Source organism: Streptomyces sp. NPDC029216 (assembly GCF_040648015.1).
Taxonomy (GTDB): domain Bacteria; phylum Actinomycetota; class Actinomycetes; order Streptomycetales; family Streptomycetaceae; genus Streptomyces.
This window is the reverse complement of record NZ_JBEZWL010000065.1, coordinates 21826-40240: the sequence shown is the minus strand read 5'-3', so window position 1 is coordinate 40240 and position 18415 is coordinate 21826. Positions and strand designations below refer to the sequence as shown.

At 70.6% G+C, this 18415-nt stretch carries 21 protein-coding genes and 3 pseudogenes; 10 read left to right on the top strand and 14 right to left on the bottom strand.

Features of this window, described 5'->3' with window-relative positions:
* The 4 genes from AB0F18_RS22855 to AB0F18_RS22840 all read left to right on the top strand — a co-directional run.
* On the top strand, positions 1-225 hold a 225-nt coding region (locus AB0F18_RS22855; RefSeq protein ID WP_362063487.1), incomplete at its 5' end, for a transposase.
* A gap of 113 nt (positions 226-338) precedes the next feature.
* The gene (locus AB0F18_RS22850) at positions 339-623 is read left to right on the top strand and encodes a hypothetical protein (protein ID WP_362063485.1); all 285 of its coding nucleotides are present in this window, start codon (positions 339-341) and stop codon (positions 621-623) included.
* Positions 620-1018: a DNA-binding protein gene (locus tag AB0F18_RS22845; RefSeq protein WP_362063483.1), complete on the top strand. Its 399-nt coding sequence runs from the start codon at positions 620-622 to the stop codon at positions 1016-1018. The genes AB0F18_RS22850 and AB0F18_RS22845 overlap by 4 nt, the downstream gene beginning before the upstream one ends.
* 23 nt (positions 1019-1041) lie before the next feature.
* On the top strand, positions 1042-1173 hold the full coding sequence (locus AB0F18_RS22840; protein ID WP_362063481.1) for a hypothetical protein: 132 nt from the start codon (positions 1042-1044) through the stop codon (positions 1171-1173).
* On the opposite strand, the gene AB0F18_RS22835 is transcribed toward AB0F18_RS22840, so the two are convergent.
* From AB0F18_RS22835 to AB0F18_RS22820, 4 genes are all read right to left on the bottom strand, one after another.
* Positions 1166-1477: a hypothetical protein gene (locus tag AB0F18_RS22835; protein WP_362063479.1), complete on the bottom strand. Its 312-nt coding sequence runs from the start codon at positions 1475-1477 to the stop codon at positions 1166-1168. The two genes, AB0F18_RS22840 and AB0F18_RS22835, sit on opposite strands and share 8 nt — an antisense overlap.
* A 28-nt stretch (positions 1478-1505) precedes the next feature.
* Positions 1506-1754, bottom strand: a complete 249-nt coding sequence (locus AB0F18_RS22830) for a hypothetical protein (protein WP_362063477.1) — start codon at positions 1752-1754, stop codon at positions 1506-1508.
* Positions 1755-1759: 5 nt separating this feature from the next.
* Entirely contained in the window at positions 1760-2314 is a 555-nt protein-coding gene (locus tag AB0F18_RS22825) for a DUF5994 family protein (RefSeq protein WP_362063475.1), read from the bottom strand.
* A 214-nt stretch (positions 2315-2528) separates the two neighbouring features.
* A complete protein-coding gene (locus AB0F18_RS22820; protein WP_362063473.1) occupies positions 2529-2729 on the bottom strand; it encodes a hypothetical protein in 201 nt (66 codons plus the stop codon).
* Between the two features lie 291 nt (positions 2730-3020).
* Between AB0F18_RS22820 and AB0F18_RS22815 the strand changes: the two genes are divergently transcribed.
* Complete coding sequence (locus AB0F18_RS22815) at positions 3021-3911, top strand: helix-turn-helix transcriptional regulator (protein ID WP_362063471.1); 891 nt, start codon at positions 3021-3023, stop codon at positions 3909-3911.
* Between the two features lie 313 nt (positions 3912-4224).
* On the opposite strand, the gene AB0F18_RS22810 is transcribed toward AB0F18_RS22815, so the two are convergent.
* Entirely contained in the window at positions 4225-5721 is a 1497-nt protein-coding gene (locus tag AB0F18_RS22810; RefSeq protein ID WP_362063469.1) for an ice-binding family protein, read from the bottom strand.
* A gap of 644 nt (positions 5722-6365) precedes the next feature.
* Between AB0F18_RS22810 and AB0F18_RS22805 the strand changes: the two genes are divergently transcribed.
* The gene (locus AB0F18_RS22805) at positions 6366-6950 is read left to right on the top strand and encodes a cupin domain-containing protein (RefSeq protein WP_362063467.1); all 585 of its coding nucleotides are present in this window, start codon (positions 6366-6368) and stop codon (positions 6948-6950) included.
* A gap of 315 nt (positions 6951-7265) precedes the next feature.
* On the opposite strand, the gene AB0F18_RS22800 is transcribed toward AB0F18_RS22805, so the two are convergent.
* The 3 genes from AB0F18_RS22800 to AB0F18_RS22790 form a co-directional block, all read right to left on the bottom strand.
* The gene (locus AB0F18_RS22800) at positions 7266-8153 is read right to left on the bottom strand and encodes an NmrA family NAD(P)-binding protein (protein ID WP_362063465.1); all 888 of its coding nucleotides are present in this window, start codon (positions 8151-8153) and stop codon (positions 7266-7268) included.
* Positions 8154-8227: 74 nt separating this feature from the next.
* Positions 8228-8704 (bottom strand): hypothetical protein, encoded by a 477-nt coding sequence (locus AB0F18_RS22795; protein WP_362063463.1) that lies wholly within the window; start codon positions 8702-8704, stop codon positions 8228-8230.
* A 128-nt stretch (positions 8705-8832) separates the two neighbouring features.
* Complete coding sequence (locus tag AB0F18_RS22790) at positions 8833-9354, bottom strand: MarR family transcriptional regulator (RefSeq protein WP_362063461.1); 522 nt, start codon at positions 9352-9354, stop codon at positions 8833-8835.
* A 116-nt stretch (positions 9355-9470) separates the two neighbouring features.
* Between AB0F18_RS22790 and AB0F18_RS22785 the strand changes: the two are divergent.
* A pseudogene (locus AB0F18_RS22785) lies at positions 9471-9938 on the top strand (DUF998 domain-containing protein); the annotation flags it as partial.
* Here the strand turns inward: AB0F18_RS22785 and AB0F18_RS22780 are convergent.
* A pseudogene (locus AB0F18_RS22780) lies at positions 9939-10214 on the bottom strand (RNA polymerase subunit sigma-70); the annotation flags it as partial.
* Here AB0F18_RS22780 and AB0F18_RS22775 point away from each other — a divergent pair.
* Positions 10201-10527, top strand: a complete 327-nt coding sequence (locus AB0F18_RS22775) for a nucleotidyl transferase AbiEii/AbiGii toxin family protein (protein WP_362063459.1) — start codon at positions 10201-10203, stop codon at positions 10525-10527. The pseudogene AB0F18_RS22780 and the gene AB0F18_RS22775 overlap by 14 nt on opposite strands.
* Positions 10528-10649: 122 nt before the next feature.
* Here AB0F18_RS22775 and AB0F18_RS22770 read toward each other — a convergent pair whose 3' ends face one another.
* Together AB0F18_RS22770 and AB0F18_RS22765 are read right to left on the bottom strand one after the other, a co-directional pair.
* Positions 10650-11744: a serine hydrolase domain-containing protein gene (locus AB0F18_RS22770; protein WP_362063491.1), complete on the bottom strand. Its 1095-nt coding sequence runs from the start codon at positions 11742-11744 to the stop codon at positions 10650-10652.
* Positions 11745-11959: 215 nt separating this feature from the next.
* Positions 11960-12856, bottom strand: coding sequence for an alpha/beta hydrolase (locus AB0F18_RS22765; RefSeq protein ID WP_362063457.1), 897 nt, complete (start codon positions 12854-12856; stop codon positions 11960-11962).
* 107 nt (positions 12857-12963) lie between these two features.
* Here AB0F18_RS22765 and AB0F18_RS22760 point away from each other — a divergent pair, with 107 nt between their 5' ends.
* Positions 12964-13998, top strand: a complete 1035-nt coding sequence (locus AB0F18_RS22760; RefSeq protein ID WP_362063455.1) for a helix-turn-helix domain-containing protein — start codon at positions 12964-12966, stop codon at positions 13996-13998.
* A gap of 45 nt (positions 13999-14043) precedes the next feature.
* On the opposite strand, the pseudogene AB0F18_RS22755 reads toward AB0F18_RS22760, so the two are convergent.
* Positions 14044-14238 (bottom strand): annotated as a pseudogene (locus AB0F18_RS22755) (ADP-ribosylglycohydrolase family protein); the annotation flags it as partial.
* A gap of 36 nt (positions 14239-14274) precedes the next feature.
* Between AB0F18_RS22755 and AB0F18_RS22750 the strand changes: the two are divergent.
* On the top strand, positions 14275-14466 hold the full coding sequence (locus tag AB0F18_RS22750; RefSeq protein WP_362063453.1) for a heavy metal transporter: 192 nt from the start codon (positions 14275-14277) through the stop codon (positions 14464-14466).
* 455 nt (positions 14467-14921) lie between these two features.
* Here the strand turns inward: AB0F18_RS22750 and AB0F18_RS22745 are convergent, their stop codons facing one another.
* Positions 14922-16253 carry a TRAM domain-containing protein gene (locus AB0F18_RS22745; RefSeq protein WP_362063451.1) on the bottom strand — a complete coding sequence of 444 codons (1332 nt, stop codon included), beginning with the start codon at positions 16251-16253 and terminating at the stop codon, positions 14922-14924.
* A 102-nt stretch (positions 16254-16355) separates the two neighbouring features.
* Entirely contained in the window at positions 16356-18410 is a 2055-nt protein-coding gene (locus AB0F18_RS22740) for an APC family permease (RefSeq protein WP_362063449.1), read from the bottom strand.
* Between the last annotated feature and the right edge of the window lie 5 nt (positions 18411-18415).

Sequence of the window (18415 nt, the reverse complement as noted above, 5' to 3'; positions counted from 1 at the left end):
CGCCTGCTGTGGAAGCGCGGCATCAAACCCGTGATCGCCCGACGCGGCGTCGACCACGGCTCCGGACTGGGCAAGGTGCGCTGGGTGGTCGAGCGCGCCTTCGCCTGGCTGCACCAGTTCAAACGGCTCCGCATCCGCTACGAACGGCGCGCAGATCTCCATCAGGGCCTGCTCGAACTGGCCTGCAGCCTCATATGCCTTCGCCGCCTACGAACCTCATTCTGAAATGATCAGTTAGGCGCAACCTCTCGACGAACACCACCCTGCTCGGGAAACCCCCGAGGGCCGCCATCGACAAGGAGCTCGCCGTATAGCATTCGAAATGCCATACTGCTGTCATGGTTGACGACGACACCAGCTTTCCTCCCGGCGACGGCCCCAGCAGCGGCATCTCCGTCTCCCTGACCGCCGGCACCCTGCAAGCGATCCGCGAGCGGGTCGGCAAGCGGGGCGTGTCCGCGTACCTGGAGAGGGCGGCACAACGGCAGATCGAGCGCGACAACCTGGACGAGCTGATCGCCGACTTCGACGGGGCCAACGGTCCGGCCGATGCTGAGGCCGTGGCTGCCAAGCGGGCCAAGCTCACCGGCGGCGCTGCCTCCGAGGCTGGGGCCGCCGAGTGAGCGGTGCCCTCATCCTGGACAGCGAGGGCCTGGCCAAGGTCGTGCAGCGCGACCGGGAGGTTCACGAGTGGCTCGCCGCCGCCCGCGACGCCGACCTTCCGGTGATCACCTCGGCCGCAGTCCTCGTCGAGGTGATCCACCCCAGGATCAACGACGCCGCTCTGAAATGGACGCTCTCGCGACTGCGGGTCGAGCCGGTCACCCAGGCCCTCGCCCAGTCCGCCGCAGCCTTGTTGCGCACAGCCGGCCTCCACGGCCACAAGTACGCCATCGACGCCGTGCTCTGCGCCACCGCCCTCGCCCAGCCGGGTCGAGTCACGATCCTGACGTCCGGCATCGAGGACATCACCATGCTCACCACCGGACACCCGCGCGTGACGGCCGAGAAGGTCTGACTCCCGCCGCACGATCGTCACGAGTGGGCATCATCGGTGCCACCGTGCACGGACTGCTCTTCCTGCTGTTCATCGGCATCGTGGTACTCGTGGCAGCCGTCCACTACATGGCCCTGCGCACCCGCCACTCCGCCCGCCACCGCCCGCTCAGGTGAAACGTCCGCAACGAACCGGCCCGGCCGGGCCCGGGTCCGTCCCTTCCTCCTCGGCCTCCATGTGCCGGATCCCCTCGTGGGTGAGGGTGACCATCGCGGGGGTGTTGCCGGGATCCCAGTCGACGGTGACCAGCCCTTCGCCCACCAGGTAGGTGCAGGCGGCGGCCAGGTCCTGTTCCGGCACGTGCAGGCCGCGCCGCAGCTGTGCTCCGGTGATGCCGAGGAGGCGGTTGCCTTCGACGGCTCCGTACAGGACCTGGAGCACCTGATCGCGGTAGGTCTTGCGTTCGCGCAACGTGGCCATGACCGCGTCCTTTCGCGTGTCCGGCTTCTCAGGTCTCGTCGGAGTGGGTACCGCGGTCGACGGGTCGGGGTGCCGGGGCACCCCGGCCGCTGCCCCCGGCCGGAGGAAGATCTGTTCCCCGTCCGGTGTCGTCCGGCAGGCCGGGAGGCCTCGGCAGGGGGTCGCTGAAGTGGTAGACCGCGATCCGCGCGTCGTGCTGGGCGTTCAGCAGATGGATCCAGCGCGCTCCGACGGCAATCGCGAGGATGATCACCCCGACGAGGACGAGGGTCTCCACGAAGCTCACCTCCAGCCGTTTCCGGACATCCGGTTCCCGAAGGGGGACATGCAGGCCCCGCCTTCGCTCTCCCAGAGGGCCTCCGGGCGGCGGGCGTCGCGGAAGCCGCGCCCGATGACGGTCTCGTTGGCCATGAGGACACCGGCGGTGAAGACGCTGCCCGGGATCGCGGCGGCGGCCATCAGCCGGGCCGCGGCGGCGGGCTCGGTTTCGGGCGGGATCACCAGGAGGTCCCAGCGGCCGACGGTGTAGGAGAGCAGGATCAGCTTGTCGGGGTCCTGTTCGGTGAACCAGCCCACGTGCAGCGTGCGCCCGTCCCATGTGACCTTGTGCGGGACGACGGGCCAGCGGGTGGGGTTGACGGTGACGCGGGTGACGCGTCCCCAGGGTTCCTCCAGGGCGGCGGCGAGCGGGGGGAGCTCGGCCTCGAGGTCGCGGGAGCGGGGCCACCAGGCCCCGTCCAGCCGGCCGGCGAGCGTGGTCTTCGGGGTGAGGGACAAGCGGGCCGGGAGCTCTGCGGCGAGGTCGCGGGACGCGGTCCGGTCGAGGGTGGTGGTCATGATGCGGACCTGCCCCCGGGCTGCTCGTCGGCAGCCCGGTCTTGAGGCGATCGCCGGAAACGACACCCGCGTGAAAGCCGGTGTGCGAAGTGCTCCCAGTGCTTTAACAGTACTCCTGTTCGACGGACCCTGACCGTCGTGACCAGGTGATTTCCCACGGGCGGCGGAGCCGGCGGGCTCCGGGCGAGCGGGCTGCGGGCGAGCGGTGCTCTGGTCAGAGCCCTTCGTCGTGCAGGTCCTCTTCGCGCAGCAGGTCGTTCTCGCTGCGGCGCGAGGTCTCCTTCCGGCCGGGCTTCTGTCCCCTCTCGCGGGACTGCCTGCCCGGCTGGGGCTGCGCGGGGTCCCCGGGGCGACGGTGTTCCTGCGCCTCGCTGCCCTTGCCCGGCTCCTGACGCTTGTCCTGCCTACCGTCCATGACGGCGTCTCCTCTCTCTACGGGGTACGGACATCCCTCTCTGATCACGCTGACACGCACAGCGACGGTCTGCATCACGTCGACGGCGAAGCGAGGCCCGGTCGACGTCGACGCCGGCATCACACGGCGGTTCCGGGGCGGTGCTCCTGCAGGGAACCGTGGTCATCCCGGAGACGGGCGGCGTGGCCCTCGCCCTCACCGTGCACGACACGCCGTCAAAGCGGATTCTCTCGATCCGACCGTGTCAATCTGCTCGACTGTGCATGTTTTTCGAGCGGAGGTAAGCGTCCCGTGGGCGTCACTGCCAATCCCACCGTCAGCAGGCGCCGCCTGGGGTCGGAGCTCCGCAGGCTCCGGGAGAGCAGCGGTATGACGACACAGCAGGTGGCGGAGCACCTGCTGATCTCCCAGCCCAAGATCAGCCTGCTGGAGAACGGTCGCCGCCTCGTCAAGCCGCGCGATGTGCGCGATCTCTGCCGCCTGTACGGAGTCCAGGACCAGCGGAGTGTGGACCGACTGCTGCGGCTGGCCCGGGAATCGGGTCAGCAGGGTTGGTGGAACGCCTACGGCGACATCCCCTACGGCCCCTGCATCGGCCTGGAGGCCGAGGCGGCCGCGATCCGGCTCTACGAGCCGCTGGTGATCCCCGGCCTGCTGCAGACCCCCGACTATGCCCGGGCGGTCATCGCAGGAACGATCCCTCATGCCACGGCCGAACAGGCCGCCGCACGCCTCCAGGTGCGACTGCGGCGCCAGGACCGGCTTGGTGCCCCCCGCGACCCGCTGCGCTTATGGGCCGTACTGGACGAATCCGCACTACGGCGCGTCGTAGGCAGCCGTGAGGTCATGCGCGAGCAGCTGGACCACCTGAACCGTCTCGGTGGCCAGCCGCACATCACCGTGCAGGTCCTCCCCCACGATGTAGGAGCGCACCCGGGCGTCTTGGGGCAGTTCTCGCTGCTCGAGTTCTCCGACGCCACCGATGTGAGCGTGGTGTATCTGGAACGGTTCACCAGCGACCTGTATCTGGAGAAACCTTCCGACGTGCTGCTCTACAGGAAGATGTATGCGCACTTGCAGGCCCAGGCACTGAGCCCGGACAGTACCCGGCGTCTCATCGACGAAGCCGTCAAGGCGTACGACGGCCCGGAACCTCCCGCTCTTCGCCGACCGGAACGATGATGCCGTCGGCCAGTGTGCCGGTGAAGCCGGACGCTCGTTGCGTGAGCACGCGATGACGACGAGGGTGACGTCGATGACGCGAGTGCCGTACGCGGAGCTGATCACTCGCGAGCGCGCCGGGCTCCTGGACGAGGTGTCCAGGAGCCCGGCGGCCGAACGGCGAACGGGACGTCCTACGTGCTGGATCGGGCTTCAGCCCCTGCCGCCGATGCGTACCCTGCCGTCGGTGACGGGAGGGTGGAACACGCGCCGGTCCCCCGAGTGGCCGGGACCGAAGGGTCAGGGGCGTGAGGACGCCACGTCCGCGGCGGGGCTAGCCCTGTCGAGTTGTCGTACCCCGCCGGATTCTCTTCCTGGCGAAGAGGAGCGTGCCTCCGACGAATGCCAGCACTGCCGCAGAGGCGGCCATGATGCCGGTCCCGCCGGTTGAGCCGGCCGCCGTCGGCTGCTGGCCGGTGGCGGCGCTCACGGGGGCGAAGTTGACGTTTTTGGCCGCCTGGCCGGGACCACCGTCTGGGTGGTTTGGCATGACGTCGGCCCACGGTGGTTTGCCCTCGTCGCGGCCGTCCTGACCGTCCTCGCCCTTGTCGTGGTCGTGGTTGCCGTCGTGGTCGTGGTCGCCGTCCTGGTCGTGGCCGCCGTCGTGGCCGCCGTCGTGGTCGTGGCCGTGGTCGTGGTGGCCCTTCTCGCCCTTGTCACCGCGAGGCCCCTTGGGTCCTGCAGGCCCGGTCGGTCCGACAGGTCCTGCAGGTCCTGCAGGACCGGTGGGGCCGGGGGCACCGGGGCTTCCCTTGGGTCCGGGGCTGCCCGTGGGTCCGGGGCTGCCGGTCGGTCCGGGGGAGCCGGTGACACCGGGGCTACCCGTGGGGCCGCGAGAGCCGGTGGGTCCGGGGGAGCCGGTGGGTCCCGGGGAGCCGGTGGCACCGGGGCTACCCGTGGGGCCGGCGCTGCCCGTGGGGCCGGCGCTGCCCGTGGGTCCCGGGGAGCCGGTAGGTCCGGGAGCGCCGGTGGGTCCCGCGGAGCCGGTGGCACCGGGGCTACCCGTGGGGCCGGCGCTGCCCGTGGGTCCCGGGGAGCCGGTAGGTCCGGGAGAGCCGGTGGCGCCGGTCGGGCCGGCGGCGCCGGTCGGGCCGGCGGCGCCGGTCGGGCCGGTCGCGCCGGTCGCGCCGGTGGGGCCGGGAGGTCCGGGTGGGCCAACGGCGCAGTCCGGCCTCGTAATGGTGTTGTTGTCCATCGTGACCGCGCCATTACGCGCCAGGGCACGGCCTTCGATCACGGCGCTGTTGTTCAGCGTGATGGATTCCAGGGCCAGGATGTTGCCCTTGAACTGGGTGGTCGTGTCGATGGTGGCGGAACTGCCCACCTGCCAGAACACGTTGCAGGCGCTTGCTCCGTTGATGAAGCTGACGACACTCGCCGGAGCCGTGGTCAGGGTCGAGGGGATCCGGAAGATGAAGACGGAGGCGGGGTCGTTCTTACCGTCGAGTGTGACCGTCCCGGTGAGCTGCACGAACGACGGGGCCGTATAGACGCCGGGCGCCAGGGTCAGTCCGCCGATCTCGGCCGAAGCGAGCACGGTTCCGGGCCCCCGGCCTGCCGCGTCGTCGTATGCGACGACGAGGTCGGACTTCGCCTGACCGGCGGCGGCGTTGGGGAATACGCGTTTGACTCCGTTGATGATGCCGGGGGGGAAGCCGGTCACCGATGTGCCCGGGTAAAGCCCCAGGTCGCCATTGATGACGGTGGGGTTCGTGTTGGTGATCGTCGAACCGGCCAGGACCGCGTAACTGGTGGCGGTCCCCAGTCCCACGGTGGATTCCGCGGCGTAAGCGACGTTCGGGACCAGGGCGGCCGATGCCAGGAGCGCTGCGGGGAGCAGGGCAAAGGCTCCCTGTCTGAGCAGACTGCGATAAGGGCTTGTGTCGGGCGGAGCCGACCGGATGACGTCCAACGCCATAGCAGGACCTTTCTTGTTGCTTCGATGCCTGGTCCTCCGGAAGGAGGATCCCGAGCGCCCGCGACGATGACTGCTCAGGGCTGCACGTTCCTGCCTGCTCCGGCGCCGCCGGGCTCGCCCTGGGCGAGGAGGAGGCGACTCCCCGCCGGAGGTGATGATGCATCGTCATCCACCATGACTTGCGCATATTTCACAGCAATAGCAAATAAACCGGAGAAAAGGGACTAAATGAGTGATGGCCTATCGCCCCCGGCCGTCGTCGCCTCGCCCGGCCTGAGGGGTCCGCCATCGTTCTGTTCGCCGGCTTCCTGCCGGTCGTGACGTTCGGCTGCGCGACCGGACGCACGGCGGAATGCGGCAACGGATCGCGGCCGTTCGTGCGGTAGCGGCTCGCGTGCTTGCGGCCACAAGAGCCCATGGCTCTGAGAATGTCGACGTGGGCGGGCACAAGACCGAGATCGTGTACCGCGTGCAGCCTTCGTCGACCGGGAGAGAGTATGACCATCAAGGACATCGGGCCGGAACCGCACAGCTTCGACCTCGAGGAGGCGACGCTCGAGAACACGGACTACCGCGCGGTCGCCTGGTCAGGGAAGTACCTTCAGCTGACCCTGATGTCGATCCCGGTGGGTGAGGACATCGGCCTGGAGGCGCACCCGGAGACCGACCAGTTCCTCCGGCTCGACGCAGGCCGGGGCCGCGTCCAGATGGGCAGCACGAAGGACCGGCTCGACTACGACCGGGAGGTCGAGGACGGCTGGGCGATCTTCGTACCCGCCGGCACGTGGCACAACGTCACCAATATCGGTTCGCCTGACCGGCGGGGGCCCACCGCGACGCCGCGCGGGCCGGCGCCGACGGCACCGGCCGAGGCCGCCTCCCGCACCCGGCAGCCGCAGCCGTCACCCCCCGGCCGGGGGTTCGGCTGCCTGGGTCGCCTGGGCTGCCTGGGTGGTGCGGCGGTGGTGCGGAGCATGGCGGCGGCCCGGCCCCATCGTGTAGGCGGGACTCTGCACGGATCGCAGGCCCGCGCTCTCTGCTGGAAGTCCACCCCGGCTACGGCCGGGGCGCACCTCCGGTAACCCAACCGGGCTCCCGAGCCGGGCCCGTGGCCGTCCTGACCCGGGCCTACGTTGAAGAGCGGATGGCGGGAACCGCTCCCGCAATCGGCCTCAGGGCGAGGCGCGATCGCGGCTTTGATGTCCGCCGCTGGTCTCCGGTGTGTCGTGTCCCCCATGGCCTCAAGGCTTTCGGGAGCCCCGCCACAAGTCCAAGACTTCGTACATCTCGCAACTAGAACGATCAGCTATGGCTCCGGCGGCTCGAAAGGCAACTCGGGCTCCGTCCAGGGTCCCGGCGTGGCGGTATCCCGAGCACTCGCTCGCCGTTCATGGTGATCAGATCCGGGGTCTCGGTGCTCCTCGGAAGAGGTCGAGGTGCTCGTGGAGGAAGGTTTCGAGGGTCCGGGGCGGCCGACCGAGTATGCGGGTGACGGTGTCGTCGGGCTCTTCGAGGTGGGTGGTGGCCATGTGCTGGATCTCGACGATGTGGGAGGCCAGCCAGCCGGGCATGCGGGCTGTGCCGGTGAGGTGGCGGTGCAGGTCCGTGCCCGGCAGGTCGACGTACTGGACGTCGCGTTCCAGCAGGCTGCCGAGCAGGTCGGCGAGCTGGGGGTGGCTGTAGGTCCGGTCGCCGGTGAGGGTGTAGGTGTGCCCGGCGATCTCGGGGCGGGTCAGCGCGGCCGCCGCCACGTCGGCGATGTCGCGGCAGTCGATGTAGTTGCAGGCCGCGTCCGCCATGGCGCCGTGGATGATGCCGCCCGCAGCGACCCCGGGTGCGAGGAGGAGCAGTTTCTGCATGAACGCGTAAGGGCGCAGGACGGTGCAGGTGGGACCCGAGCTCCGGAGGGCCACCTCGATGGTGTGGTGTCCGCGGGCGATGGCCACGGGAGAGTCGGGGCCGGCGCCGGGGGCGGAGAGTTTGACGATGTGCCCGATGCCGCTCTCGACGGCTGCCGCGATCACGTCGGTCTCCAGGGCGACCTGGGCGGGGCCGTTGGCCATGGTGAGGAAGAGCTGGGTCGCGCCGGTGAACGCGGCCCGCAGGGACGCGGGGTCGGCGGCGTCAGCGGCCAGGACTTCGGTCCGCGAGAGGGTGGTGCTGTCGAGTCGGGTGCGGAGCCGACCGGGGTTGCGGCTCAGTGCCCGCGTGCGTATTCCGAGTTCGGTCAGACGGTGCAGGAGGGCGCTTCCGGTCGCTCCGGTGGCGCCCATGACGACGATCATTCCGTGTCCTTCCTTTGGGGCCCGCGTGCGTATCGCGCAGGGGCCCACCGATGTGGCGGATGCGGTGAAGGAGTTCAGTGGGTGACGCGGGTGACGCGGGTGGCCCCGCGCCAGCGCCAGGTGGTGATGGTGGCGGCGAGTGCCGCGGACAGCGGCAGGTCCAGTGGGAGGCGGCCGGGCCACGGCGTGCCGGACAGGAACGGCGCCGGCCATACGGCCAGGCCCTTGAGGGCGAGGTGCGCGGCCCCTGCCGCGACGGCTGCCGCCACCAGCCCTGCCCCTGCCGCCAGTACGGCCTTCGGCAGGGAGGCGGCCCAGCGGGGACGGATGCCGGAATGCTGGAGTCGGGCGCCGGTGAGGGCGGCCACGAGCGCCGAGGTGCCCGCGATGGAGGTGAGCGCGGCGACGGTCAGGTCCTGCTGCCCCGAGACGAGTCCCCCGGCGCCGGCGGTCAGAGCGGGAGCGGCGTAGGCCACCAGCACTTCGCGCCACAGGGTGAAGCGCGGCGGGGTGCGTTCCTCGGCGGAGGGGATGCTTCTTCGTCTGCCCACGATGGCCTCTCGCTTGTCTGTTGCTTGGATCGCTGATAATTAGGTGCCTAACTACATGGGCGTGCGAACCTGCGTATCCTGTGAACTCCTTGAATCCGCGGGGGCTTTGGGCGGCGTGTTGGCGGTGACTACTGGTCGGTCAGCACGCCGATGCCCCGAGTGACCCGGGAGAGCAGGTCGAGGAAGACGGTCCGCTCCTCGACGCTCAGGTCGGCCACCATGGCCTGAAGGCGGCGGAAGTGGTCGGGGGCCAGGTCACGCAGCTTCCGTGCGCCGCGAGCGGTGAGGACGACCACCGAGGCGCGTCCGTCCTGCGCGGACGGACGCCGAAGAACCAGTCCGTCCTTCTCCAGGGAGTCGATGAGCCCGCTGACCGTCGCGCGGGAGACGCCGAGGCTGGCGGCCAGGAGCGAGGGCGACTTCTCGCCCTCGCTGTCCTCCAGGTCCGCGAGAAGGCGGTAGCGGCCGGTGGACAGCCCGAACCGGGAGAAATGAACCTCGCTCGCCTGGCCGAGCCGGGCCCCCGCGGCCATCAGGCGCACCGCGACCAGTACGGCCTGCGGGTCGGACTCGAGGCCGTAGCGCCGGATCTGGCGCCTGGCCTGATCCAGCGTCGGGGCCTCCTCGGCCGGGGCCTTCTGTGCGTCCATGTAGATAATATGGAGCCTAACTAACTGGGCTGTCAAGAGTGTTGGCTGCTCAGCGCCTGCCGCGTGGCAGGGCCGGGAGTGGCCGGTGGCGCGGACCAAGAGCAACGGAGCCTCCCGCGACGGGACTGCGGCGCGTGCTGCGCGGCGCACCGGGTGAGACCTCGGGCCCGGTCCTGGTCGGCATCTTCGCCGTCTCCTTCTGGGCCGCCGCGATCTTCCCCGCCGACGCCGGCGCGGGCTTCCCCGCCGGCGCGCCCGAGGCGACCGTGATGAGCGGGCACGGCGCCGTCCACATGTTCGGCGGCATGGTCGGTTACCTCTCCCTGTGCGCCGCGTTCGTCGTCCTGGCCCGTCCGCTCGCCGTCCGGGGCCTGCGGGGCTGGGCCCTGGCTTCCCGCGTCATGCCGGTGGTCGTCCTCGCGGGGTTCACGGCCTCGGCCGCCTCCGTACTGGCTTTCACCGCCGGCGCCGGTCTCGGCCTTCTGTGGCTGGCGGCGGTCACGGCCCGTTTGGCCGCCACCCGGACCGAACGGCGCGCCAACGACCTCGTCGTTCACGCCCTCGCCGAGGACGGCGGCAAGTGATCAGGCCGGAACGCCGAGGCCGGCGTCCTCGCCCAGGCGGTCCGGCAGGTTGAAGAGAGGGAAGAGGTATGCGGTGTCGCGGAAGGCGGTGATGCCGACGATGCGGTCGCCGGAGAACTCGACGACCTGCAGCGCCCAGGGCTCGTAGCCGGTTCCGTCCGGACGGAGGCGGTACTGGCCGATGACGGGGGAGCCGTTCGCCACGACGGGCAGCAGACGGGACCCACGGCAGCCGACGGCCGGACCGGTGAGCCACGCCTGGATGTCGGAGATCCCGGACCTCGGCCCGGTCCTCCACCTCGACGACCTCGCCGCGGCCAAGACCGGGGCTCTTTTCGGCCGCGCCGAAGCCCGGGACGCCATCGACGTCAACGCGCTGCTGAAGGCCGGCTGCACCCGCGCTCGGCTGCTCGAACTCGCTGTGCAGAACGAGGCCGAGCCCAGTCTTGACGAGTACGTGTCTGCCCTCGCCCGCGTAGGCCGGGGGCTGGGTCTCCTTCGACGCCCCGGGCAAGCAGCAGAGCACCGCCACCGGCCCCGTTCCTCGTGGAAGGCGGCGAGGGCAGCGGCAACGGCAGCGACGGAATGACGACGGGCGAGGCCGCCCCCGTACGGATCGACGCCTCCGGAAGACAGACCGTCGTCCTCACCGTGACGGACTTCTACCTCCCCACACAGTCGCCGAACGGGACGCCCCCTGGCCTCGGACGGTTACGGCCGCGCGGCCTGACCGTCGCCGCACATCGCCTGCCCGTACAGCGTCTTCAGCGCGTCGTCGATGGGGTGGTGCTGCGGCTTCCCCGAGGAGTCCGGCGTGTTCCACCTCTGGAGGTTGACCGCGACCGACATCTGGCGTTTGCCGTCGGCCCGGGTCAGGGAGATCGTCCCGGCCCCCCAGACGGTGCCGTCGTGACCCCAGAAGGTGCCGCAATCCGGGATGTCGACCTTATGCAGACCGAGGCCGTACTGGATCGTCGATCCGTCCAGGGCGATGACCGGGACCGTGCGCTGCATCTCCTCCAGCGACGACCGGTTGACGATCTTACCGTCGAGCAGCTTGCCGTAGAAGCGGTTGAGATCGTCCGTGGTCGACACCAGGGCGGCCCCCGTCCCCGTCCAGGACATGTTGTAGACGCTGTAGTCGCGCGGCGGGTCGAGCAGGCCCCACAGGGCCTCGTACATCCGTGAGTGCGGCCCCTGGATCCGCGTCCCGGTCGGGAACCCGGTGTGCCGGAGGCCGGCGCGCTCGATGACGTTCCGGGTGATGTACTCCTCGGCCGGGATACCGGTCACGTGCTCCAGGAGCTGGCCGAGGAGCAGGTAATTGGTATTGGAGTACACCCCTGTGGGGCCTCCGGGCTCGCCGGTGGGAGGCGCGTTGAGCCCCAGCTCGATCAGCTCGGCCGGGCGGAACTGCCTGAACCGGTTGTCGTCCAGGCTCTCGGGCGAGCCGGTCTGGAGGGACGGGAACGCGTATCGGATGTAATCGGGGATGCCGCTGGTGTTGTTGAGCAGCATCCGCACCGTGATCTTCCGGCCGCGCTCTCCCGGCACCAGCTGCGGCAGGTAGTCACCGATCGGCGCATCGAGCCGGATCCGGCCCTGCTCGACCTGCTGCATGACCGCAGCGGCGGTGAAGGTCTTGGTGATGCTCCCGACGCGCTGCCGCATGTCGGGCGTGACGGGACGGCCGGTCGTGACATCGGCGACCCCGGAAGCGCCGCGCCATGTCCGGCCGCCCTCGCGTACCTCGGCGTACACCCCCGGTATCCCCGCGCGGTGGACACCGTCCAGGGCGGACTTCAGCTCCGCGGGACGGAAGGGGGACGACGGGCTCGTGCCGTCGGCCGCCACGGAATGTGCCTCATCGGGTGCGGGAGCTGCCGCCACCGTGCCCGCGCAGACGCTCAGCGCGGCCACACTTCCACACATCGCCAGTCGGATATTCAAGACAGCCGTCCTTTCGTGATCAATGAGTGCAGGCGACGGGGACGCTCCCCGCGCCTTTCGACGTGTACGGATCAATGGGCCAGGGCGCGGCGCAGAGCGGCGCCGAGTTCGGCGTTCTGGCGCTGCGAGACCTCGGCGAACAGAAGCGCCTGCGATCCGTGGAAGGTGCCGGGCCACTGGTGGAGCTCGACCGACACGCCCGCCTGCATCAGTCGCAGCGCGTAGGCGATGCCCTCGTCGCGGTTCGGACAGAACTCCGCGGTGGCGATGTAGGCCGGTGGCAGCCCGGACAGATCGGCGGCCCGCGCGGGGGCGGCGTACGGTGTGGCGGGCCGGGAGCCCAGGTAGTGCCGCCACGCCGCGGCGAGCTTGTCGCGGTCGAACCAGGGCGTGTCGGTGAAGTTCCGCGCCGACCAAGTCTCCTGCCGGTCGTCCAGCCCCGGCTGGTTGAGCAGTTGGAAGCGGATCGCCGGTCCCTGCTCGTCACGCGCCCGCAACGCCACCGCGGCCGCGAGGTTCGCTCCGGCGCTGTGACCCCCGACCGCGATCCGCGCCGGGTCGATGCCGAGTTCGTCCGCGTGCTCGGCCGTCCAGGTCAGTGCGGCGTAGGCGTCGTCGAAGGCTGCCGGGAACGGGTCCTCGGGCGCCAAGCGGTAGCCCACCGAGATCACCACCGCCCCGGAAAGGGACGCGACCCGGGCGGCCCACGGATGCTCGGTGTCCAGGTCGCCGAAGACTCCGCCGCCGCCGTGCAGCCAGACGACGGCGCCCTGTGCCCGGTGCGGGCGGTAGACCCGGACCGCCACGTCCGGATCGGCGGACACCGTGCGGTCCTCGACCTCCATGTCCGAGGTGTCCGGCGCCGACGCCGCAGCCGCACGTTCGGCGAAGTCCTTGCGTGCGGTGACCGGGTCGTTCATGTCGAGGCGCGGGAGAAACGGGATGAATGCTTCGAGTTCGGGATCCATGACGACCATCCTCACGGTCGTCACCCAGGGGGGCACCCGCCATCCGTCGCGCATCCCGCCCCGATCACGCACCGATCGGCGCACCCCCCTCCTTCTATCCTTCTGCCATGGAGGCACTGGCCGTTCGGCTGTCGGGACTGGATCCGTACGTCGACGGGGCGATGCGCATCGTCGCGTTCTACGACACGCTGATGCGCCGACGGGTGGATCTCCCGGCGCTCGCCCGGGCCTCGGCGGGCCTGGCCGAGTGCGTGGCCGGGATACGGCTCCACGGCACGGGGCGGGCGACCCGCGTCTCGCCCGACGGCAGGCCGGCGTCCGCCCCGCCGGCACCCGCGTCCACCACAGCGCCGATCACGCTCGACGAGGAGGAGATCGGCAGGGTGTGGCTGGAACGCCCCGGCCCGCCGAATCCGCTCGACGAAGTGCTCCTCGACAGGCTCGCCATCGCCGCCGCGGCCGTCGCCGAGCGGTACGGCCCGGCCCGCACCACCATGGCCGACCCCGCCCTCGTCGAACTGGCGATCAGCTCAGACGGCGACGACGCGGCCAGAGCCCGGGCCCTGCGGCTCCTGGGATTCGCCGCCGAACTGCCCCTCCACGTCGTCGCCGTACGCTCGCAGCTGCCGCTCGACCGGATCGGCGGCCTGATCTGCCCGGGCCGCCAGGTGAAGGCGGCACCGCTCGCCGACGTCGGCGTCATCCTGGCCACCTTCGTGGACCCGGCGCGGTTCCCGGCAGGCGTACGCGCGGGCATCGGCGCAGCCGACAGCCCCGACCGGTCCTGGCGGGAGGCGCGCACCGCCCTTCGCTTCACGACCCCGCGCGAACCCGTCATCCGCCACGCCGACTTGGGCGCGCTGGCGCTCCTGGCCGAGGTGCCCCAGGAGACCGCGAGGGAGAACGACGACGTGGCCGCCATCGCCCGCATCGCCGGCAACCCGGAAGACCTGGAGACGCTGGACACCTACTGCGCCACCGGCTCCCTCCGCCGGGCCGCCGACCTGCTCCACCTGCACCACAGCAGCATCGCCCGCCGCCTCGAACAGATCGCGAAGACCCTGGACATCGAACTCACCGAACCCATGGGACTGACACGAGCCAGGATCGCGCTCACCGCGTGGCGGCTCCTCGACCTCTGATGAGGATCCGCCTCGCCACGGGGCGCGGGGGCTGGGATATCCGGGTCATGCCCCCGAGGGCCGGCGCGTGCCCGCCGCGGCGAGTCGCACGGCCAGGCCGCGCAGGTCCTCCGCGTCCAGGACACGGTCCCCGAACCCCGGCAGCGGGACGTGCAGCCCGGCCGTCCAGTGGCCTGGGAGGGCCTGCTCCCCGTACCGGGCGCCGGTCACCGCGCCCACCGTGTCGGTGTCCCCGCCCAGGTGACCGGCGAACAGGTGGTGCTCCTCATCGACGGAATGCACTGCACCAGCTGCGGCCCGCTCATCGACGCCGAGCCGGAAGACCTTCCCGGCGTCCGCTCGGCCGGCACCGACGTACGAGCCGGACACAGCGTCGTCCGCCTGGAGGACGGCGCCGACATCGACACCGCGGCACTCGTGGCGGCCGTGGAGGCGGCCGGGGACCACACGGCGCGCGTCGCCGGCTGACACGCCCCACAGGTGGGGTCGGGATCGCCCGCCCCCACCTGTGCACGAGGCGCGCGATCCTGGAGTCATGAACATCGAGATCCTGGTCGTACCGGACGCTGGGCGGCTCGACTGCCGCGTCCAGCGCCGGACAGCAGGCCGGCGCCGCCGCGAGTACGGCAAGGAGCACGAAGGCCAGAATTGCTGCGGAGCGCGACCGACAGGAGGCCTTGCGCATCGCACCCGCAAGGCCTGCAGCCGGCACCACGGCATACAGAAAGCCGCCTCCCCGGCCAGGCACACAGCCTGACCCAGGAGACGGCCTCCCACTGCTGATGCCGCATCAGCTAACACTGACGCCCCATCGGGAAACGCCCCCGGCGAGCGTCAAATGAGCGTCACGAGCGTCATTTCAGTGTCAAGATATCGCCCGTAACGCCCATAGTGCACATAATGCGCACGGGTAAACCTGCAGGTCAGGAGCTCTTCGCGATCGGTTCGAGGATCGCCACGCACTCCACGTGGTGGGTCATCGGGAAGAGGTCGAAGACGCGCAGTGTGCGGACGCGGTAGCCCGACTCCTTGAAGTAGCCCAGGTCGCGGGCCAGGGCCGCCGGGTCGCAGGCCACGTAGGCGATGCGGCGGGCCGAGAGGCTCGCGATGTGGCGGACCGTCTGCTTGCCGGCGCCCGCCCGCGGGGGGTCCAGGACGATCAGGTCGCACTCGGTGATGCCGGTGCGCGGGAGGGCGGTGTCGACCTTGCCCTGCTCGATGCGGACCCGGGGGAAGTCGGCCAGGTTGTGGCGGGCGTCCTCCACCGCGCGCTTGCCCGACTCGATGCCGAGGACGGCCCCGGTCTCGCCCAGGCGTTCCGCGAGGGCGCCCGCGAAGATGCCGACGCCGCAGTAGAGGTCGAGGGCCATCTCGCCCTTGCGCGGCATCAGGCCCTGCATGACGGCCTTGATCAGGGTGTCGGCGGCCTGCGGGTGGACCTGCCAGAAGCCGCCCATGCCGACGCGGTAGGTGCGGCCGTCGGCGCGCTCGCGGACGAAGGGGCGGCCGTGGACGCGGTGGACCCCGCCGTCCTTCTCCTCCACGCGCAGGACGGAGACCGGCTTGTCGAGCTCGACCAGGGGGAGGCGGCCGCCGGGGCGGGGGGTGAGGACGACCTGGCGGTCGTTCGAGCCGGAGGCGGCGATCGCCTCGACGGAGGCCATCGCCGGCCATTCGCGCTTCTCGATGCCCAGCTCGGTGACGCCCGGCGCCGCGATCATGCAGTGGTCGACCGGCTCCACCTCGTGCGAGCGGTGCTTGCGCAGGCCGACGCGGCCGTCCTCGTCGATGGCGTACTGGACGCGGGTGCGCCACTGGGGGACCTGGCCGGCCGGGAGCTTGTCGCCCTCGGCGGGCGCCACGGTGCCGTCCCAGCCCGCCTCCTCGGGAGTGAGGCCGGCGAGCCGCTTCAGCTGCTCGGCGACGACCTCGCCCTTGAGCCGGCGCTGGGCGCCCGGCTTGGCGTGCTGCCAGTCGCAGCCGCCGCACTTGCCGGGGCCGGCGTACGGGCAGGGGGCCTCGACCCGGTCCTTGGAGGCGGAGAGGATCGTGACCGCGTCGGCGCGCAGGAAGCGGGAGTCCGTCTCGCCCTCCGTCACCCGCGCGACGACCTTCTCGCCCGGCAGGGTGTGGCGGACGAACAGGACACGGCCCTCGGCGGTACGGGCGATGCAGTGGCCGCCGTGCGCGACGGGGCCGACCTCGACCTCGTACTCCTCCCCGACCAGTGACTGCTTCTCGTTCTGCTCGGTCATGGCGGGGAGACTCCAGGGAGATCAGGTGCAAAAAAGGAACGGCCGGACGACCGACCCACCAGTTTACGTGGATCTCGTCCGGCCGTTCGCCATCCGCTGCGCCTACTTCCCCGCCGGGTCCTTCGGACGCGGCCGCGGGGTGTCGACGGGGCCCCGGCGCACCGCACCCGGGGCGTTCCACTCCTGGCGCCTGCGGGCCCGCCGCCGGGCGAGCTCCGAGGACTCCAGCTGGTAGGGCACCGAGGTGACCATCACGCCCGGGGTGAACAGCAGCCGGCCCTTGAGCCGCAGGGCGCTCTGGTTGTGCAGCAGGTGCTCGTACCAGCGGCCGACGACGTACTCGGGGATGTAGACGCTGACGGCGTCGCGCGGGTTCTCGCTGCGCAGCCCCTTGACGTACTCGACCACCGGGCGGGTGATCTCGCGGTACGGGGAGTCGAGGATCTTCAGCGGGACGTTGATCCCGCGCCGCTCCCACTCCTCCTTGAGCGCCTTGGTCTCGGGTGCGTCGACGCTGATGCTCAGCGCCTCCAGGGTGTCCGAGCGGGTCAGCTTGGCGAAGGCCAGGGCGCGCAGGGTGGGCTTGTGGACCTTGGAGACCAGGACGATCGAGTGCACCCGGGAGGGGCGCACGCTGTCGTCGCTGGGGCCCTCGTCCGCGGCGATCTCGGCGGCGACCCGGTCGTAGTGCTTCCGGATGGCGGTCATCGTGCCGTAGAAGATCAGCATGCCCATCAGGGCGACCCAGGCGCCGTGCGTGAACTTGGTGGCCAGGACGACGACCAGCACGAGGCCGGTGAAGACCGCGCCGAAGGTGTTGATGGCCCGGGAGCGGTACATCCGGCGGCGGGCGGCCTGGTCGTTCTCGGTCGCCAGGTGGCGGTTCCAGTGCCGGACCATGCCGATCTGGCTGAGCGTGAAGGAGACGAACACACCGACGATGTAGAGCTGGATCAGCTTGGTGGAGTCGGCGTCGTAGATCCACACCAACAGCATGGCGGCGCCCGCGAGCAGCACGATGCCGTTGGAGAAGGCGAGCCGGTCGCCGCGGGTGTGGAGCTGGCGCGGCAGGTAGCGGTCCTGGGCGAGGATCGAGCCGAGCAGCGGGAAGCCGTTGTACGCGGTGTTGGCGGCCAGGAACAGCACGAGGGCGGTGGCGGTCGCCAGGACGATGAACAGGATGCTGCCGTTGCCGAAGACGGCCTCGGCCACCTGGGAGATCACCGGGTGCTGGACGAAGCCGTCGCCGACGGGGACGCCGTTGTCGAGCAGGCCGGTGGCGGGGGCCTCGGCCATCCGGACGTTCGTGGCCATGGCCAGGCCGATGATCCCGCAGAACATGGTGACGGCCAGGCCGCCCATGAGCGCGAGGGTCGTGGCGGCGTTCTTGCTCTTGGGCTTGCGGAAGGCGGGCACGCCGTTGCTGATCGCCTCGACGCCGGTCAGGGCGGCGCAGCCGGAGGAGAAGGCGCGCAGCAGCAGGAAGACCAGCGCGAAGCCGGCCAGCCCCTGGTGCTCGGCCTTGATCTCCAGGTGGGCGGTCGGCGCCTCCATGGTGTCGCCCATCACCAGACCGCGCCAGGCACCCCAGGCGATCATGACGAAGACGGCGCCCACGAACACGTACGTCGGGATCGCGAAGAGTTTCCCGGATTCCTTCACTCCGCGCAGGTTCATGAGCGTGAGCAGCAGAATCATGAGGATCGCCGAGAGCACCTTGTGCTCGATGACGAAATCGACGGCGGAGCCGAGATTCTCGACACCGGAGGAAATCGACACGGCGACGGTCAGGACGTAGTCGACGAGCAGCGCGCTCGCCACGGTGAGCCCGGCCTTGGGGCCGAGGTTGGTGTTGGCGACCTCGTAGTCGCCGCCGCCGCTGGGGTACGCGTGGACGTTCTGCCGGTAGGAGGCCACCACGGTGAACATCAGCACGACGACCGCGACCGCGATCCAGGGGCTGAAGTGGTACGCCGACACACCCGCGATCGACAGGACCAGCAGTACCTCACCGGGTGCATATGCCACGGATGAGAGCGGGTCGGAGGCGAAGACGGGAAGGGCGATCCGTTTGGGGAGGAGCGTTTCCCCGAGGCGGTCGCTGCGCAGCGCCCGGCCGATCAGGATCCGTTTGGGCACGTCGGTCAGTTTGGACACGCAGA

Coding starts and splice junctions, on each gene's coding strand:
- AB0F18_RS22850 (WP_362063485.1), top strand. CDS start 339: ATGGTTGACGACGACACCAGCTTTCCTCCCGGCGACGGCCCCAGCAGC.
- AB0F18_RS22835 (WP_362063479.1), bottom strand. CDS start 1,477: ATGGCCACGTTGCGCGAACGCAAGACCTACCGCGATCAGGTGCTCCAG.
- AB0F18_RS22825 (WP_362063475.1), bottom strand. CDS start 2,314: ATGACCACCACCCTCGACCGGACCGCGTCCCGCGACCTCGCCGCAGAG.
- AB0F18_RS22820 (WP_362063473.1), bottom strand. CDS start 2,729: ATGGACGGTAGGCAGGACAAGCGTCAGGAGCCGGGCAAGGGCAGCGAG.
- AB0F18_RS22805 (WP_362063467.1), top strand. CDS start 6,366: ATGACCATCAAGGACATCGGGCCGGAACCGCACAGCTTCGACCTCGAG.
- AB0F18_RS22800 (WP_362063465.1), bottom strand. CDS start 8,153: ATGATCGTCGTCATGGGCGCCACCGGAGCGACCGGAAGCGCCCTCCTG.
- AB0F18_RS22790 (WP_362063461.1), bottom strand. CDS start 9,354: ATGGACGCACAGAAGGCCCCGGCCGAGGAGGCCCCGACGCTGGATCAG.
- AB0F18_RS22775 (WP_362063459.1), top strand. CDS start 10,201: ATGTCGGAGATCCCGGACCTCGGCCCGGTCCTCCACCTCGACGACCTC.
- AB0F18_RS22765 (WP_362063457.1), bottom strand. CDS start 12,856: ATGGATCCCGAACTCGAAGCATTCATCCCGTTTCTCCCGCGCCTCGAC.
- AB0F18_RS22760 (WP_362063455.1), top strand. CDS start 12,964: ATGGAGGCACTGGCCGTTCGGCTGTCGGGACTGGATCCGTACGTCGAC.
- AB0F18_RS22750 (WP_362063453.1), top strand. CDS start 14,275: ATGCACTGCACCAGCTGCGGCCCGCTCATCGACGCCGAGCCGGAAGAC.
- AB0F18_RS22745 (WP_362063451.1), bottom strand. CDS start 16,253: ATGACCGAGCAGAACGAGAAGCAGTCACTGGTCGGGGAGGAGTACGAG.